At 36.2% G+C, this 16,782-nt stretch carries 11 protein-coding genes; all 11 read right to left on the bottom strand.

Going from position 1 to position 16,782, the window contains the following annotated elements:
• Positions 1–14: 14 nt before the first annotated feature.
• The 11 genes from IPZ59_RS17160 to IPZ59_RS17110 all read right to left on the bottom strand — a co-directional run bounded on the left by IPZ59_RS17160 (position 15) and on the right by IPZ59_RS17110 (position 16,749).
• A complete protein-coding gene (locus IPZ59_RS17160) occupies positions 15–1,235 on the bottom strand; it encodes a polysaccharide pyruvyl transferase family protein (RefSeq protein WP_236137274.1) in 1,221 nt (406 codons plus the stop codon).
• Between the two features lie 3 nt (positions 1,236–1,238).
• Entirely contained in the window at positions 1,239–2,750 is a 1,512-nt protein-coding gene (locus IPZ59_RS17155) for a lipopolysaccharide biosynthesis protein (RefSeq protein ID WP_236137273.1), read from the bottom strand.
• A complete protein-coding gene (locus IPZ59_RS17150; RefSeq protein ID WP_236137272.1) occupies positions 2,734–3,789 on the bottom strand; it encodes a nitroreductase family protein in 1,056 nt (351 codons plus the stop codon). Before IPZ59_RS17150 ends, IPZ59_RS17155 begins: the two co-directional genes overlap by 17 nt.
• Before the next feature lie 26 nt (positions 3,790–3,815).
• Positions 3,816–4,964 (bottom strand): glycosyltransferase family 4 protein, encoded by a 1,149-nt coding sequence (locus tag IPZ59_RS17145; RefSeq protein ID WP_236137271.1) that lies wholly within the window; start codon positions 4,962–4,964, stop codon positions 3,816–3,818.
• Complete coding sequence (locus tag IPZ59_RS17140; protein ID WP_236137270.1) at positions 4,951–5,853, bottom strand: glycosyltransferase family 2 protein; 903 nt, start codon at positions 5,851–5,853, stop codon at positions 4,951–4,953. Before IPZ59_RS17140 ends, IPZ59_RS17145 begins: the two co-directional genes overlap by 14 nt.
• A complete protein-coding gene (locus tag IPZ59_RS17135; protein WP_236137269.1) occupies positions 5,834–7,261 on the bottom strand; it encodes an O-antigen ligase family protein in 1,428 nt (475 codons plus the stop codon). The genes IPZ59_RS17140 and IPZ59_RS17135 overlap by 20 nt, the downstream gene beginning before the upstream one ends.
• Position 7,262: 1 nt before the next feature.
• Complete coding sequence (locus tag IPZ59_RS17130; RefSeq protein ID WP_236137268.1) at positions 7,263–9,353, bottom strand: GumC family protein; 2,091 nt, start codon at positions 9,351–9,353, stop codon at positions 7,263–7,265.
• A gap of 6 nt (positions 9,354–9,359) precedes the next feature.
• Positions 9,360–10,139 carry a TolC family protein gene (locus IPZ59_RS17125; protein ID WP_236139826.1) on the bottom strand — a complete coding sequence of 260 codons (780 nt, stop codon included), beginning with the start codon at positions 10,137–10,139 and terminating at the stop codon, positions 9,360–9,362.
• Positions 10,139–11,332, bottom strand: a complete 1,194-nt coding sequence (locus IPZ59_RS17120; protein ID WP_317208016.1) for a sugar transferase — start codon at positions 11,330–11,332, stop codon at positions 10,139–10,141. Before IPZ59_RS17120 ends, IPZ59_RS17125 begins: the two co-directional genes overlap by 1 nt.
• The gene (locus tag IPZ59_RS17115) at positions 11,329–11,718 is read right to left on the bottom strand and encodes a response regulator (protein WP_236137267.1); all 390 of its coding nucleotides are present in this window, start codon (positions 11,716–11,718) and stop codon (positions 11,329–11,331) included. Before IPZ59_RS17115 ends, IPZ59_RS17120 begins: the two co-directional genes overlap by 4 nt.
• A gap of 135 nt (positions 11,719–11,853) precedes the next feature.
• A complete protein-coding gene (locus tag IPZ59_RS17110; protein WP_236137266.1) occupies positions 11,854–16,749 on the bottom strand; it encodes a PAS domain-containing protein in 4,896 nt (1,631 codons plus the stop codon).
• Between the last annotated feature and the right edge of the window lie 33 nt (positions 16,750–16,782).

The following is a 16,782-nucleotide window of genomic DNA, read 5'->3' as shown; positions in this document are numbered from 1 at the left end:
AGTTTGTTGAAATTTCAACCTTTGAAAACATCAAAAACGGATATATTTCTCTTTTTGATGTTTACAAGGTCTTCGTTTAATTTTAGTCCAAGGCTATCTAAATTAGAAAGGCAGTTTTTTACTTTTTGCTCAATAATGGGTAATTCCATTTCCTTGTCCTCTACCACTAGATGTTCAAGTTCAAATAACTTAAATAGCTCTCTATATTTATGAGACCAGCTTATAGCGACACAAGGGATTCCTAAACTTAATGCAAAAATTAAGGAATGAAATCTTGAAGCAATTAGAAAAGAGCAAGTTTTAATGATGCTTTTGATTTCTTCCGCAGTTCTATAACCAGTTACAAGATGTAAATTTTCTTTGCTAGCAGATAAATTGAACAATAATTCACAAAGGAAAGCATCATCTTTATTAGGGTCTCCCGGAGGTCGAATTTCATTAGGGATGAGCAATACATGATAATCTTTTTGTAAAAATTGAATCGTTTCTAATAAAATTTTCACATAACTATTACTCGGGTCCGCTTTTCCCATTCTTTCCAAAACCCGCATATTAGGAGAGATTCCAATGATAAGCTTTTCGTTTGCAAGTTTTAGTATGCCAGGATAAATGCTCTCAGGATCATTGGAGGGAATGGGGAAATGGAATGCGATGTCCGGCATTAATGGAATAGTATCGATTTTTTTTTGAAGAAGGCTTGCTACATAGGCTCTTGATTGGTCATCGCGGGTATAGAATCCGTCCGCTTTTTCCAACATCAATTTACAGTTTGCTGCCACTTCAGCATCTTTGAAAGTCCCCCATGCTTGAGGCATAAAGTAAAATGGTACACCAATGGATTTCAAATAGTCAATGATCAATAGTGTCTCTAGTGGTTGTTGATACCCTCGCTTATCTCCATACGCAAAGCCGCTCGCATCAATAGCCATTTTTAGATTTTTAATTTTTTTAATGCTCTCTATTGGCGTGTAATCCGCATAAGGTTTTGGTTTCAACCCTAGGACTTTTTTTACTTTTCCCTCTACCTTACCAAAAAACACATCTGTAGAAGTCTTTTCAATAAAATGAGGAAAAAATCCTTGCATTAAGGCTATTTCTTTTTCTGTTTCATGGCAGATGAGATGGATGTCGGCATTTCCATCTACTTTTTTTATAAAGTGGGTAACCGTTTTGAGCATTGCCTCTGCTCCCTTGTTTATAAAATTTGTTCCTACGATAAGATATGAATTGTTCATGGTTTATTTTTTTATGGATCTAACGATGTCAAGAATGTTCAATGCTTTTTTTCTCATAGATGGTATTGCTAGCCAAACTCCCACATAAGATACTAAAAAAACAAGTGTATTAAGAGAGAGATTGATCAAGCTATTTTCAAAGCTGTAAGATATCAGGAAAAGATAGTTTAATCCAGCAGCAACAATTGACGCAACTGCTGCGGGTGTAATGGTAAGGAAAAAACTTGATACTTTGATTGGAGTATTTTTGAAGCAATAGGAGAGTGATGGGACTAAAATAAGGTAATTGGCAATTGCATAGGCAATGGCTAATCCATTGAGTCCAAATTGTATCCCGACAAAGAAAGCGACAGTTACAGCAATTGCATTGATTAATCCCCAATAAAAATATCGGGTACTCAGACCACTAGAAATCATTACCATTCCCCGAGTAGAGGCGATTGGTTGGATAAATGCTGTAATAGATAAGAGTTGAAAGATTACCACTGCTTCAATCCACTGCTCACCTAGTGTTATAGTAATCAAGTCAGAAGCATTTACTGTCAAAAAAAGCGTGATGGGCATGGAAAAGAATGACATGATAAACAGAAATTTACCATAATATTGTTCATACCTTTCAGGCTGATTTTTTAATGAACTCATAGCCGGTATACCCACGGAGTTTAATGGGTCTCTTAACTGAGTAATAGGCAACATCAGTAATTGATAAGCTTTGGAGTACAAACCCAGTGGAGTTGAACCTAAATATTTCCCTATGATAATATTATCTAAGTTTCTGGAAAAGTAATTGATTAAATTAAATCCAGAGATACCTGCACCAAACATTAGAAATTCTTTGATGTCTTTATTTGGCATTTTAAAGCTAGGCCTCCAATTACATTTAAACCACAACAGTACAAAAGTGATAAAGCTGTTCAAGAGATTAATTGTAACTAGGGCCCAATAGCCTGCCCCCATATAAGCCAAAATCAAGCTAGGAACTAAGCTGAAAAAAGCGGCTAACATGGTGATTTGAGAAATTTGCTTAAACAGCATTTGCCGGCTTAAAAGTGCTTGATGCTGTACCGAAAGTCCGGCAAATAAAGCAACTAGTGCGTAAGCTGTGGTGATATTGCCTAATTTAGGCTCCTCATAAAACCATACTAGTAAAGGAGATAATCCCAAGATAACCAAAGCTAGTCCTATGCATATAAAAAAATTTAACCAAAATAGTTGACTAGCTATATTTTGATTAACATCATCTTTGGTTATTACTGCTTGTGATATACCGAGGTCTTTGAAAATCAATATAAATCCTGTAAAAGCAGTAACCATAGCTACTAGCCCGTAATCTTCTGGCAAGAGCAATCTTGCTAAAAAAACTGTAGTAACAATGTTTACAGTGAATGAAAATAGCTGGGCAAAAATTGTTCTAAGTCCTCCTTTTACAGATTTATCTTTGATTTGGTCAGCCAAATATCCTCTTTCAAACCATTTTTCATTCTCAGAGCTAAATTGATTATAGTTTAGTTTCATTGAGTTTTATGAGTAGGTCTGGACTCTTTTTCTGAGAATAAGGAATACCACCCTCAGGGTCGGCATAGCCTACACCAATAAGCATCAATGGTCTTTCATCATCAGCTAAAGGGATAAGCGCATCCATTTTGTTTTCATAAAATTCAATATCAGGCCAATTAATCGTTAGAGAACTTAGTCCGAGTGTTTCTAAAGCTAAAATAAAACCCATGGAAGCTAACCCTCCATCTAGATAGATGGTGTGTCTGTCCCGTTCACTAATGTAAGCACTGAGTCTGCCGACTAAGACCATAATCACTGGAATGTTTTTGAAGAATGGTCGAATCCCGGGCGGTAATTCACCTACCTTATCTTTTTTTTCCTGCTCGGTAAAAACATGATAATAGAATGGTTGTCGATTGCAAGCCGAAGGCGCGTACGCACCAGCTACCATAGCTTTTTGTATGAGCTCAAATGGAACCTCTTTATCTAAATAATACCTTACAGATCTGCGTTGTTTTGCTAAATTCAGGAAAGCATCATAGGTAATACCACTGTTGACTATGTCTTTGTGTTTATAGGGTGCAGAAGTTGGAGCTTCTATTTCCAACTGATAAGGATGTGGAAATTTTTCAAACCTATCACAAAGAGGTTGAATAAAATCATCATGGGTTACTGCATCAAAATAAGCCTTTAAAACACTATATGCCCATAATAAGAAGTCTTTATCAGCCTCAGGATTTGAATGAATATCCTTGGCGAGAAGCTCATAATAATTTACGGTGTCTGTGATATAATCACGAGCAAAAGAAGGCCTTCTATTTTTCATAATTAGACCCTTTTCTATTCTGTGAACTTGCCTTCTCAAATGAAAGGCATGAGCTTTCTGCTGTTTGAGTGCGGTTACAATTTTATATTTTCCTTGTAATACTTTTTGATGTTCCCTTGAGAACTCGCTTGAAAATAAAAAAAAATAGAGATCAGCTAATTTTTTGTGTTTTCTTACGATAGGTAGCAAAATATTATTTTGCACCTTAATCTTGATATCATAAAGCGTCATGGTTCTTCGCAGTACTTTGGTTAGTTCTAAATTACTTCATTTTTATATACTTTCAGCATTTTCTCAGCCGTTTTTTGCCAAGAAAATTCTGAGACTCTTTTGATACCGTTAGCAATCAAGGTTTCTCTCTCAGAACTGTTTGATATCATGTTTAATATACCGTGTGCAATTTCTTTTGCATTTAGAGGATCGACATAATAAGCAGCATTTTGAGCTATTTCGGGCATTGCAGAAGTATTGCTACAAATCAAGGGGCATGAGGACGCCATTGCTTCAAGCATAGGAATTCCAAAACTTTCTCTCAGTGATGGATATAAAAAGCATAATGCACCTTGGTATAAGAAGGGGAGTTTTTGATTTGGAATATAGCCTGTAAGATGAATAAAAGGTCTGATATCAGAAGAGGATTGTTTTTTAAGTTCTGATTGAAGATAGGTTTCTCCCAAGTCAGGCATTACTAATTTAAAATCCAATTTTCCCCAGTCTTTGATTAATTTGAGTGCTTTCAATACGTTCCCTAGATTTTTTTTTGGATCAGTATTCCCAAGATAGAGCACAAATCTTTCAGGGAGTCCTTGATTTTGTAAAAAATCCGTTATTTCACTGGAAGAATAGTTGGTGAAAAAGTGTTGGCTACATGCATTGTATATAGTAACAATACTTTGTGCGGGAATTTTTAGGTAGTGCTGAATTCGCTCATTTTCATAATCACTGACAGTAATTATTTTTTGTGCTTTTTTAGCAATAGCTGGGACATTCCATCTCCGATAGAGATTGCCTAAGCGCTGATACCAAGTGCCTTTATCCAACATGAGGTTTTCTAAATAGATAACATCATGAATGGTCACTACTAATGGGATTTTAAGCTTCACTGGAGCGGTATTACTCGTTGTGTGTAAAAGATCAACTCCCGACTCTCGAATGGCTTTCGGGAGAAGAAACTGCTCCCAGTAAGCGTAGTTAGCGGGGCCTATTTCATGTATCGATAAGTTCTTGGAGGATTTTAAAGAAACATCTTCATCAGGTTGTACGAACACGTTAATATTTTCCTGATGGTCTAATTCTTGCATTGCTCGCAATGCTTCAAGAATTACGATATCCATCCCATGCCTTTTACCTCTAAATATTCGCTGAGCTTCTATACCTACATTCATATTGAATTCAATTTTTTGCATGAGTAAAATTCCACCAAAACCCTTTAAGATATGCTTTCAGTTGTGGATACTCCTTAGACTTAATCATGGATACTGTGTTTTTTGGGACTGCAATGAACATATAATAAATATACATTAAAAGCTTAGCAATGCCTTTAGTATGGCGTCTAAGATACAGTAAGCGATTTCTGCCATAATAATAGGCTTTTAAAGGGGATTGCTTTCCCGTTGACATAGACTCTTTATGCCATACCTTAGCTTTTGGTTCATACCAAATTTCAAAGCCTGCTTCCTTAGCCAGCGCAGAATAGTCCATTTCTTCGTAATATAAAAAGAACACTTCTGCCATTGGGCCTATTGTATCCCATAATTTTCTCGAAAACATCATTGCTGCCCCATGAACTCTGCTGATAGGTATGGCCATGTCATGTTGCCCTTTATCTATTTCTTCCAGACCAATGGAAAATCCTCTTCCTGTTATTTTACTTATGGGTCCAAACCCAGCAAATTGTAAGGTGTCAGGCTGATCAAAAAATAGGATTTTTGGTGAAATCATTCCAATGTTTGGATTAGTTTCGAATAGTTTGATTAGCGGAAATAAAAAGTCAGGTTCTACTTCTGTATCGTTATTTAACCATAAAAAATACGCTCCCTTGGCTCTTTCCATTCCAGCATTATTCCCACCAGCAAAGCCTAAATTCTTTTGTGTATCTACGTAAATAATTTCGGGAAATTCGGTAGCTAATTCTGCACAGGGTTTTTGGGAGCCATTGTCAACTACAATGATTTCAAGGTTAGGGTAGTTTTGTTTTCTAAGGGAAAGTAAAAGCTCTCTTGTGACAGCAGTGGTATTAAAATTCACTGTAACTAGTGAAATTAATGGAAACTGATCATTTTTTGAGTTTTGCATAGTCTTGTTTGTTCAGGTACTCTGCTACATATATTGCTCCCCACGTGAAATACAGCATGAGATTCAAAGGAAATTGACCTAGAATAGGATTGCCATAAGCTGCAAATGCAATTCCTATAAAGCCAGAATGCAAAGCCATGATATATTGCTTAAGCTCTGGGTCGTGGAGGGAAAAGATCACTGCGTAACCTTTGTAGACAAAGAAAAGAATGATCAGAATATGAGTATATAGGCCAACGACACCAGTTTCAGCCCATATTTTGACATACCAACTATCATTCGGTGTTTGGGCGAGAAATGAATTGGGAGAAAAACGTAAACCCCATGTACCTGAAGTCCCTATTCCTCCACCAAATGGGCGTGTTTTTAAGTATGCTTTGAACTTTTGTTGGTTTTCAAGGCGAACTTTTAAAGAAGGGTCTTCTGGATTCAAAGCGGAACGCATTCTTCTTAGGGTTTGGTTATCATTTCCAATCGAAGTATATTTTAGAAAAAAGAAAACACTACCTAACACGATTACACCAGCTATGATGCTTTTAAAGTTTTTGGTAGCCACAAGATATGCCATCGCGGCACTAGCAGGTACGAAAAGCGCCCCTCTTGTACCACTAATGGCCATAGCGTAAATACAAATTAAAAAACTGGCAGTAAAAAAAACCTTTTTCTTTAAGCTGAAAGGGCCTAGCGCTAGAATAATTGACATGATACCAGCATAACCCATTGTGGCGCCAAATTGTCCTGAGTCTGATAAAAAGGAGAAAGCTCTTAAGACGCCTCTCAACACATGTGTTTTTATAGCTCCTTCAAGCAACCATTGCCACTCATAGTTGTCCAGCCCTATATAGATTTGCTTAAACCCCCAGAAAGCAGCTAGTACACTTAAAAATAAAATCACATGCGTAATCTGTAAAATTTCATCCTTTGTTCTTAAATACATTAAGACTAACAAAACAGTAAAAATCTGATAGAGTGATACAGCTCTTACTGCATAAAACCAGGCTTCTTTGCTGGGTGCTTCTGGGTTGAATAACTCTAGGAAGGTAAACCCCAGCCAAATAATACTCAGCCAAATAGCTCCATTGTTTAACAAATCAAAATGTGGTTTCTTTTTTGACAGAAATGCGAGTAAAAGGGATAAAACCAATAAAAAATCTACTCCCAAACCGAGAGGTATCGTTGTGATATACCTAGTAAGTCCGTTAACAAAAAAAGCAAAAATCAAGGCTAGATAAAACCCTTGAAAAGGATCATTTAATAAGTACACTAATAAGAAAAAGCCTACCATCAGAGCAACGCAAAGGATAATGAAAACTAATTGTAGTTTTGCTATCATCCAAGCAAAAGGGAAAGCCAATAGTAATGCAACAATTGCAAATAAATAGTGATACTTTTTTTGGCTAACTTCCATATCAACCCTCTTTATTCATGTCCTTGATAAAGTTGATATCTACCTTTGTTAGCGTAAGACTTGCTTTGTTATTTGACCAATCTTTAAGCCAGTCTACCACAATCCCATCAGAACTTTTCCAAACATAATTTGATTGAGCATAAAAAATATTCCAATCAATGTCCTTTAGCAACTCTAAATTATAGTTAAGTTTTCGATAGGGAGGTAATAAGATAAAATTGATAATTGGAAGGTCTTCTTCCCCTCGATGATTTTTTAAGAAAGTTGATAAATTTGGAGTATTTAAATAGTCTGTTACATCGTACGGTACAAAGCCTTCCATTACGTTTGTGGAAAAAAGCTTAACCGGATGAAGGTAGGTAGGCAGTAATTCTATTGATTTCTTTAAAATTATTGGAAAGTCCTCATCTTCGCTAACTGGGTGAATTGCTATCGTTATGGAAGGCTTTTCTCCAAATCGATGGGCAAGAGCTGCAAGTTGATTAGAAAGAAGTACGGCAGATGTTTGGAAATAAATTGATTTTTCATGCGCTTGTATCTTAGGGAAGGAAGCCATAACATTTAAACCAGTTGTTTTTTCTGCGTTGTAATGTTCTTGAAGTGAATTATTGAGTAACAATTTCCCAGCAAAGAAGCCTATTAAAATGATATGTCCAAACATGAAAGACGCTAAGACTAGAATTTTACGTTTGGAGCCTCTTGGCGCAGTAGGAAAAAAAGGCGGATCAATAATCTCTTGTGTTTGTGAGATTTTTAGGTTTTGTGTTTGAAGTCGAGCTTGATTAAGCCCTGACAAGATATAAAGATATTCATTTTCATAAATGCCAACTTCTCTTTCTAATCTCTTAAGTTCGGCACCCAAAGGAGCAAAATTATCTATCCTGTCTGAAACTAATTGAAATGAAGCTAATGAAACTTCCAGGCTACTTAATTCTTTTTCTTTTTCAAGATAAGTGTCTAACCATTCGCCTAAAATGAGCGTAACTGGAATGCCGTCAATGCTAAAATCTTGTAGGTATAAGTCATTGATTTTACTAGAAAGAGCATCGTTAATATCTCGTATTTCTTTTTTCAAATTTAGAACAACTTGACTCTCGAGAGAGCTTTCAAGTAAGAGACTATTGAGAGTTAATCGTTTTGTGGATACTTGTTTTCTATATGTTTCTAAGCTGTCGATTAAAGTAGATCGGACTTGGTTTTTAATCATTTTTTCCTCTAAAATCTTAAGACTTGCATCAGCACCTTTGGAAATTTGATTCGATCTTGTTAAATCTTTTTCTAGGTCATTTAGATAGTTATCCAAGTTTTTACCTTGTTCGTAAAAATTCATGATTCTGTTTTCACTTACAAAAATTTTCAGACGCTCCTCAGCTTCTTGCAAACTTTGAAAAACTCGGTCTTTTTCGGAAATATAAAAGTCTATGCTACCACTGTTTTCAATTGTCCTTAAATCCGAATAACGCTGCAAATATACTTCTGCAATCAATTTTAATGTTTGAAAAACAATTCCTGGGTCATCTGTATAGTAGCTGATTTCAACCATATCGCTACTTTTTTGCCGAATAACCCTGGTTCTACTAGATATATTAGTAACCCCGTAGTATTTATGTTTATCTAAAACATATCGTAAAGGTGCAAATTCATCATCTTCATTTTCGAAGGCTTTAATTAAATTTTTGAAGGTAGCATTAGGATTTTCACTTACAGCAAGGTTTTTCCATAAGGATTCAGGAATGTGGTTTTTTAACTCCTCATAGGTTTCTGTCGAAAAATATTTAGGGTTTCCAGGCTTGAGTGCGAGATGTTGAGATAACAGCTTTAAGCTGACAAATTCAGCAGTTTTCCTGCTATTGATTAAAGCTACAATATTATCCATTAAATTGTTGGAAGTAAAGTAGTCAATCTTCAAAGATTCAGTAAGGTCGGCACTCTTTCTTGTTGAGATACCGGTATAAATGATTGTATTTGAATCAAAAATCTTTTCAGTGTTTCTTGTTAAAAAAATAACAGCAGCAGCTAAGGCACTTGGTAAAATAATAAATAGATACCAAAATCGTTTAATTGCCCATATAAGCTCCTTTATTTTTAGCATATCAAATTATCTTTTGAGAAAATATAATTCGATTCCCAATAGAGCCTCTAAATTTTTGTATGCCGATAAAAAATCTGCGTATGCATTATTGTATCGTTCCCTAGCAAGGGAGCTAATTTCAGACAATCTGGTGTAATCTGTGATTGATATTTGATTTTCTTTGAATTTTAATTCACCAATTCGTTCACTGATCAACGCTTTATTTAAAAATTCGTGATTGTTAACCATAGACTTTTGAGTTGAAATTACTCTAAAGTAAGCGCTAATTATCTCTTGTTTTACTTCTAGCTCAATAGCATTCTTCATATTTTCCGCCGCAGCTAACTCCGCTTTTGCCAGTTTGACACGATTACCTCTTGTGTAGAACTCATAAAAAGGGATACTCACATTGAGCCCAAATCGATAGCCATTCGCAATAGTGTTTATATTGGACTCCGTTGATCCGGCAATTAGAATTCCTTGATTTCCAAATGAATAATTAGCAAAGGTTTGGATATGGGTGCTCCAGAGCTTTTTTTGAATAATTAACCGCTCTTTCTCTGAGTCTGTTAGTGCGGCATTTCTTTTTATATTAGGGCTGAATTGAAGTCCAATTTCTATGATGTCATCCAAAGAAATAAGTTGCGTCATAAGGTCTTCCATCAGATCAAAGCTACCTATTGTCAAATCATCTGTTTCTAATTCCAGTCTTTGTCCATTTACTTCATTGCTAAACAATATAAAGAATGCTAGCCCTAAATAAATAATCTGAATAGTTTTAGTTAATGATTTTTGTAATAGTATCATCACACATTCTCCTTCTGAAATAAGGCCGGTACTGTCATCAATAAAATCTTGATGTCCATACCAAGGCTAAATTTATCTGCATATTCGTTATCTAATCCAATGCGCTCATCCTCAGACATGGGCCCACCCTTGCCTCGCTTGGTCACCTGCCAAAGACCGGTTATGCCTGCAGGGGCTAGAAACCGTTTGGAAAATTGATCGGTAGTCAACTTCTCCGCTTCATAAATCGGTAGCGGTCTGTTACCTACAATCGACATGTCTCCCTTCAAAACATTGAAAAGCTGTGGTAATTCATCAATGCTTGAGTTGCGAAGAAACTTACCTAGTTTGGTGATACGAGGATCATCCGTCAGCTTGAAGAAGGCAGCATCCCCGTCTTTTTTCATCAGCTTAAAGGTTAACTCACATACTTGCTCTCCAAGTTCATTGTAAAGTAAACTTTCACAAGGTTGATCATATTTTTCACAGGTATCGCATCGTACGAATACTGCGGACTCTACTTTCGGTTCTTCAGTTCCTTTAGTAGCATACTGATTGAGGTGGCTAAGATCTTTTAGCTTTTTGTCCGCATCCGGTACCATAGACCTGAATTTGTAGAATTCGATAATATCCCAACCTGTTCCTACACGTTTGGATTTGTAAAAGATGGGCCCCTTGGACTCAAGTCGAATGGCTAAGGCTACCAACAAAAGAATAGGGGAGATCAACAATATAATCGTTCCAGAAACCAATACATCAAACGCTCTTTTCCAAAGTGGTGTCTTATATTTGGTGAAAACTTGCTTTTGCTCGCTTTCTTGATCTATAAAACCTCTCAACGGCGGATTATCCAATACTTTCTGTAATTGTTCGATAATAGCACTACTACTCAATTCTTTGGTCAGGAATAGTCCACTGATCCCTTCTTTCATAGCTGTTTTTCGATCCGACGCATCGATCGTATCGGAGATGGCTAGTAAGATATATCCATCTCTGTACGAATATGGCTTGACTTTTCGAATGTATTCCAAAAACGAAACGTCTTTCAAGTTGCCAAAGAAAAGTACAGCATCTTGTTCGGCCTTTTGTTTTGCACGCGCAACAAATGCAAAGATATCCTCCACAATTTCAAGCTCGAAACTTTCTTCCAAGTTGGCTTTAGCATGTTTTGTTAAGGAATATCCCGGCTTAATAAAGACAAGTTTCTTTTTCATTGCTTATCAAAATTGTATCGATCAAAAAACCGATTAACACGAATAGTCAATTCTGCAGGATTAAAGGGTTTAATTAAGAAATCATCTGCACCTACCTGAAAGGCCTCAATTCGAGAGTTAACACCTTCTTCACCCGAAAGAACTACTAAAGGAACTTTATCAAAATAATTGAATTTTCTCACCTCTTTAATAAATTCAATTCCATTCATTTCAGGCATGTTTAAATCCAAAACCACAGCATCAGGAACATTTCCTTCCATGATCCAGGCGAGCGCTTCTTTTCCGTTGTGCTTAATATCAACTGTAAAGTCACCCTCGAGTTTACTCTTTAATAAAATGCCCATGACTGGCTGATCATCAATAAGTAGGACATGTTTTTTGGACATAATATTTTGTATTTTGTGGGTGAATATAAATAATCAGTAAAATTTTATCAATATTAGTTAAATATCGTAAATAAACAGTCAAATCTATAATTTCTTCGATGATAAATTTAAGGTTTTGGAACTATGTTTTATTTCTTAATGATCATTGATTTCTTCTTGGATCGTAGGTTTTAGAGCATTCCAAGTTTCTACAACATTTAGAATAAAATCAGATAATTCAGCTTCATTCAGCGTTTCTATTTGAGTCTCTATTTTCCTTACCAGTTGATGCAAGCGTGTGAAGAACATGGATTGAGCACTGCCTTTGATACCGTGGGCTATTGATTTTATCTCCTTTCGATCACCTTTGTCAAAGGCATCTACCAACATTCCTACTTGCCTATCAAAATCAAGGGATGCCTCTAGCAATGTTTTGTAAAGTGTCATATCATGACCAACCAAGGCCATGAATTCTTCTTTTTCAAATAGTGGGCTATTGCTTTCAGGCATTTCTTTTACCTTAGTTTGGATGGTGGGGTCATCTTCTTGGATTTTATCCACTTTAAGAAGGTATTTCTCAATAACCTTTATCAAAACTTCTGATTGTACTGGCTTGGTTAAGAATTCATCCATTCCAGCCTGTAAACAGTTATTTCGTTCTTCTTGCAAGGCTCCAGCCGTCAGTGCAATAATAGGTGTTTTCTCATCTCTCAGCTTTTCATATTTCCGAATTTCTTTGGTTGCTGCGATACCATCCATTTTAGGCATTTGTACATCCATGAAAATTAAATCAATGGATTGGGTTTTGTAGGTTTTAAAGGCAATTTCCCCATTTTTACACTCAAAAATCCGAGCCTTCGGAAGTTGTTGTAAAATCAGTGTTTTGATTAGCAACATATTCATATCTATATCTTCCGCAATCAAAATATTGAATGAGGTATCTGATTGTTCCACTTGGGGTTCAGCGCTTTGTTTTGTCTGAAATTCCTCAACTACAACTTTGTTTTTAATATTTATTAAGAAACTGAATAACTCATCTGATTTTACAGGTTTTAACAGCCCAAACGATATATCAAATTTCTTGTAAAACTTCCTAAGTAGTTCGGTATCCGTAGATGAATGAAGTAAGATCAATTTTAGTCGATCTTTATCAATGCCAAGTTCTTGCCGGGCATTCATGATAAATTCAATCCCATCCATCTCGGGCATGTGGTAATCGATAATGCCAAGCTCTATACTTGGATCCTCCAGTAAAATAGATAAAGCTTCCAAGGGACTTTGGGTGCTAACATAGGGAACTCCCCAATATTTGAGATTTTCCTCTAAAACCGTGATATTATTAGCATTATCGTCTAAAATCAACACCTTTTTGATATCAATTGCGACACGCTCATTGTCTTTTAGTTCTTTATATCCCACTTCAAAGGAGAACTTGAAAGTAGATCCATGACCTGGATTGCTCTCCAATTCAATCGATCCCCCCATTTTCTCAACGAGCAGGTTTGAAATAGTCAATCCTAGACCCGAACCGCCATATTTTCTAGTTGTAGAGCTATCTGCCTGAGAAAATGCTTGGAATAGCTTTTTTTGTTGCTCTTTTGTAATCCCTATTCCGGTATCCCTGATAGCTATACCTAGTAAGCCTGTAGTATCCGTCTTTTTATCAAATTGTATTTTTAATTCAACTTCACCTTCCTCTGTAAATTTAACGGCATTGCTCAAAAGGTTAATAATTACTTGCTTCAAACGGATTGGGTCCAATACCATGATTCTCGGCAAATCAGGAGGCATGTTGAGCAGTAATTCCAATAGTTTTTGACTAGCTTGGAATTTAATGATATCAATCGAGGATCCTGCTATTTCGTAGATGTTGTGTTCAATAAATTCAAGATCTAACTTACCCGCTTCAATTTTTGAAAAGTCTAAGATGTCATTGATAATGCCCAATAAAGATTTACCTGATATATTGGCATTCTCTGCATATTGCTTCTGAACATGACTTAAAGGAGTTTTGAGCAGAAGGTCTGTAAATCCTATCACTCCATTGAGTGGTGTACGGATTTCATGACTCATATTCGCCAAAAATTGAGATTTATATTGACTTGTTTGTTCTGCACGCTCTTTGGCTGAAATTAAGTTCTCTTCAAGAATCGTTCTGTTTTTGAGGTTAGCCAAAATTTGAGCAAAAAGTAACAACAATGAAATCTCACTACCAGAAAGATCCCTCAATTCTCTAACATAATCGAACCCTACAAAACCATAAATGTTCTCTTCAAAAAAAATAGGTAAAGCAATCAATGTCAGAATCCCTTGAGGAGCAAGGATTTGTTTCAATCCATCTTCATCTGAAAGTTTCCGCACATCTTCCACATACATAAATTCTTTCTTTTGGTGGGTTTCAACCCAAAAAGGTATCATTTCTAAGGGGACTTCCTGCAAATTCTCAATTTCTGCAGTGATATCTGCTGCACACCATTCAAAAGTATTGGTGCAAGTGTCCTTTTCCCAGTCATAATCAAAAATATAGGCCCGATCAGCTTCAGCATATTTTCCGATCAGCTCTAAAGATGTATTGATTTGTTCCTGACTGTCTCTGACGTCTAAGTTGATGTATTCAGTAGCTATTTTCATCAGAAGTCCTTGCAACTCCAATTGACTACTCATGGTCTCATGTATACGTATATCTGCAGAAACATCAGCTATTTTACCATCTATGCGTATGGGATTACCGACACTGTCATAGACCAAGTGACCCGTGTTTTTCACCCACTTGGTGTCACCTTCGCTGGTTGTGATATGATAAACCTTCGAATACGCTCCTTTATTTTCGATTGATTGTTTGATTTCGTAGATAACTTGGGGTTCTCGTGGGTAAATTGTATCATTCCATAGTTCAGGTTTGGATAAGTACTCATGGAAAGAATAGCCTGTTAATTTTTCAACAGATGGCGTGATAAAAAGAAGTTGATAGGCTGGATAACTTACAGACCAAATTACATCATTGATTTCAGATAAAATACTTTCGAGTTGGTCTTTGGTTTGCCGAAGCTCAGTTTCTTTCTTTTTTGGGGCTGTAATATCTTGAAATGTACCTTTTACACCTATGATTTTGCTCAGATGGAAAATTGGCTTTCCTATAGCTCGGACCCATTTTTCAACACCTTTTGCAGAAACAATTTCCAACATTAAATCATAGGGCGTACCCTGTTCAAGAAGGGTCTCAAAGGCTTGGCTGATTAAGGTTCTACTTTTTCCTTCTTTGTAGAAGGCAATTCCATCATGTACACTGGGTTCATAACTGTAATCACAATCATGGATTTCATGAGTTATACGGGTCCATTGGAGTTTGTCGCTGGCAAGGTCATAAGACCAACCTCCCACCTTGGCTAAGCGTCCCGTATCCTCTAACAAACCTTTGGTGCGCTCTAATTCCAAAAACTCAGATTTTCTACTGGTAATATCGGTGACTCTGCCTGCAAAGATGAGTGATTGGGAATATGCGCCGTGAACTTGGTGAACTGATTCTCTTAACCATCTGATGTTTCCATTGACTTCAATTGCGTATTCGAAATCATAACCCTGACCTGCCTTAAGTTTGTTTTTGAACTCGTAACAAGTTTTTTTATCAGCTTGCTGGACATAGTCATTGATAAAATCATTCGAATTATAAAAATAGTCTGCATTTACACCAATTATACGCTCGGTATTGGGGCTGATGAATTTATATTCATTATTTTTAGCATCATAGAGATACAATATATCTGAAATATTTTCAGATATGATTTTAAATAGGTTTTCTGATTCTTTTAATTTTTTCTCCGTCTTCAACTGTTCCGTAATGTCCCATGCATTGATCATGAACAACTGTTCTCCATTTTCTATAAATAAGGATGAGGATTGGCAAGACCAATATACAGACTCGCCTAGGTTTGATTTTAGTCGTAGGTTTAAGTCGATTGTTCCATGTTCTTGCAGTCCATCAAAGTAAATACCTAAATATGGAAGGTCCTCTTCAAAAATGAAATGTTGAATAGTATCTGGAATATGATCGGTGTCTGTAAAATGAAGTGATGCTGCAGCAGCCGGATTAAAGTGGATTAAATTCCCTTGTTTATCGTGAATACAGACAATGCTATGAGAACTTTCATATATAGTCTTGTATAATTGTTCAGTCTGGATTTTTTCAGTAACATCCATCATGATTCCGTCCAAGATTTCCTTGTCTGACTCTCTCCTCAGTTTACCTTTATTCAAAATCCATTTAATATTCCCTTCTTTTGACTTCAGGCGATAGGTAATTTCCCAATGATCCCCATGTTTTAATTGTGATTCCAGTTCTTTGGTAAAAAATGCTTGGTCTTCTTCTAAAACAACGGATAGCAAACCAATATGGGGGTTTTCAATCATTTCAGCCGCTGATATTCCAGTTAATTCACCAATAAATTCTGAAACATAAATACAATTTAATACCGTGTCGTAAAAACAAGAGTAGGATATGATCCCTGTATTCGCATTCCATGCTTCCGTACGTGCTTTGTAGTCCTTTAGCTTCAGGTTATTTTTTCTGATTTCAATCAAGTTCATCACCTGTTTGGCTAATCCCAAGAGAGCTGTTTTTTGATTTTCCGTAATTTTTCTTGAAACCTTATCCATCACACATAAAGTACCTATGGCTTCTCCATTTGGAGCTCTTAGTGGAACACCAGCATAATAGGATAAAGTAGCCGATGGATCATTTAATAATGGATTATCTTTAAAACGTTCGTCTGCTTGAATGTTTTCTATTTCATGAATTTCTCCACTTTCCAAGATAGTATGCCCACATATCGAGGTATCTCTTGAAGTTTCTGTTAAATCTATGCCTATTTTTGACTTGAGCCATTGTCTTTCATCATCCACTAAACTGATAAAAGCAATAGGCATATTGCAAATCTCTGCGGTGATTTTTGTCAAAAAATCAAAATCCTCTTCTTCTGAAGAATCAAGAATATTGTATTGATACAGGGTTTGTAAGCGGAGTTTTTCGGAACTTGGTTTGTTGGGTTTTTTCATCCGAGATAGAGCTGATCAAGTTTTTCTACTTGC

This window comes from Mongoliitalea daihaiensis, assembly GCF_021596945.1.
Lineage (GTDB): Bacteria > Bacteroidota > Bacteroidia > Cytophagales > Cyclobacteriaceae > Mongoliitalea > Mongoliitalea daihaiensis.
This window is presented reverse-complemented; position numbering and strand designations above follow the sequence as displayed.

What these genes read in the sequence shown, in the direction of transcription:
- IPZ59_RS17160 (WP_236137274.1), bottom strand. Translation starts at nt 1,235, where the DNA reads ATGAACAATTCATATCTTATCGTAGGAACAAATTTTATAAACAAGGGA.
- IPZ59_RS17155 (WP_236137273.1), bottom strand. Translation starts at nt 2,750, where the DNA reads ATGAAACTAAACTATAATCAATTTAGCTCTGAGAATGAAAAATGGTTT.
- IPZ59_RS17150 (WP_236137272.1), bottom strand. Translation starts at nt 3,789, where the DNA reads ATGACGCTTTATGATATCAAGATTAAGGTGCAAAATAATATTTTGCTA.
- IPZ59_RS17145 (WP_236137271.1), bottom strand. Translation starts at nt 4,964, where the DNA reads ATGCAAAAAATTGAATTCAATATGAATGTAGGTATAGAAGCTCAGCGA.
- IPZ59_RS17140 (WP_236137270.1), bottom strand. Translation starts at nt 5,853, where the DNA reads ATGCAAAACTCAAAAAATGATCAGTTTCCATTAATTTCACTAGTTACA.
- IPZ59_RS17135 (WP_236137269.1), bottom strand. Translation starts at nt 7,261, where the DNA reads ATGGAAGTTAGCCAAAAAAAGTATCACTATTTATTTGCAATTGTTGCA.
- IPZ59_RS17130 (WP_236137268.1), bottom strand. Translation starts at nt 9,353, where the DNA reads ATGCTAAAAATAAAGGAGCTTATATGGGCAATTAAACGATTTTGGTAT.
- IPZ59_RS17125 (WP_236139826.1), bottom strand. Translation starts at nt 10,139, where the DNA reads ATGATACTATTACAAAAATCATTAACTAAAACTATTCAGATTATTTAT.
- IPZ59_RS17120 (WP_317208016.1), bottom strand. Translation starts at nt 11,332, where the DNA reads ATGAAAAAGAAACTTGTCTTTATTAAGCCGGGATATTCCTTAACAAAA.
- IPZ59_RS17115 (WP_236137267.1), bottom strand. Translation starts at nt 11,718, where the DNA reads ATGTCCAAAAAACATGTCCTACTTATTGATGATCAGCCAGTCATGGGC.
- IPZ59_RS17110 (WP_236137266.1), bottom strand. Translation starts at nt 16,749, where the DNA reads ATGAAAAAACCCAACAAACCAAGTTCCGAAAAACTCCGCTTACAAACC.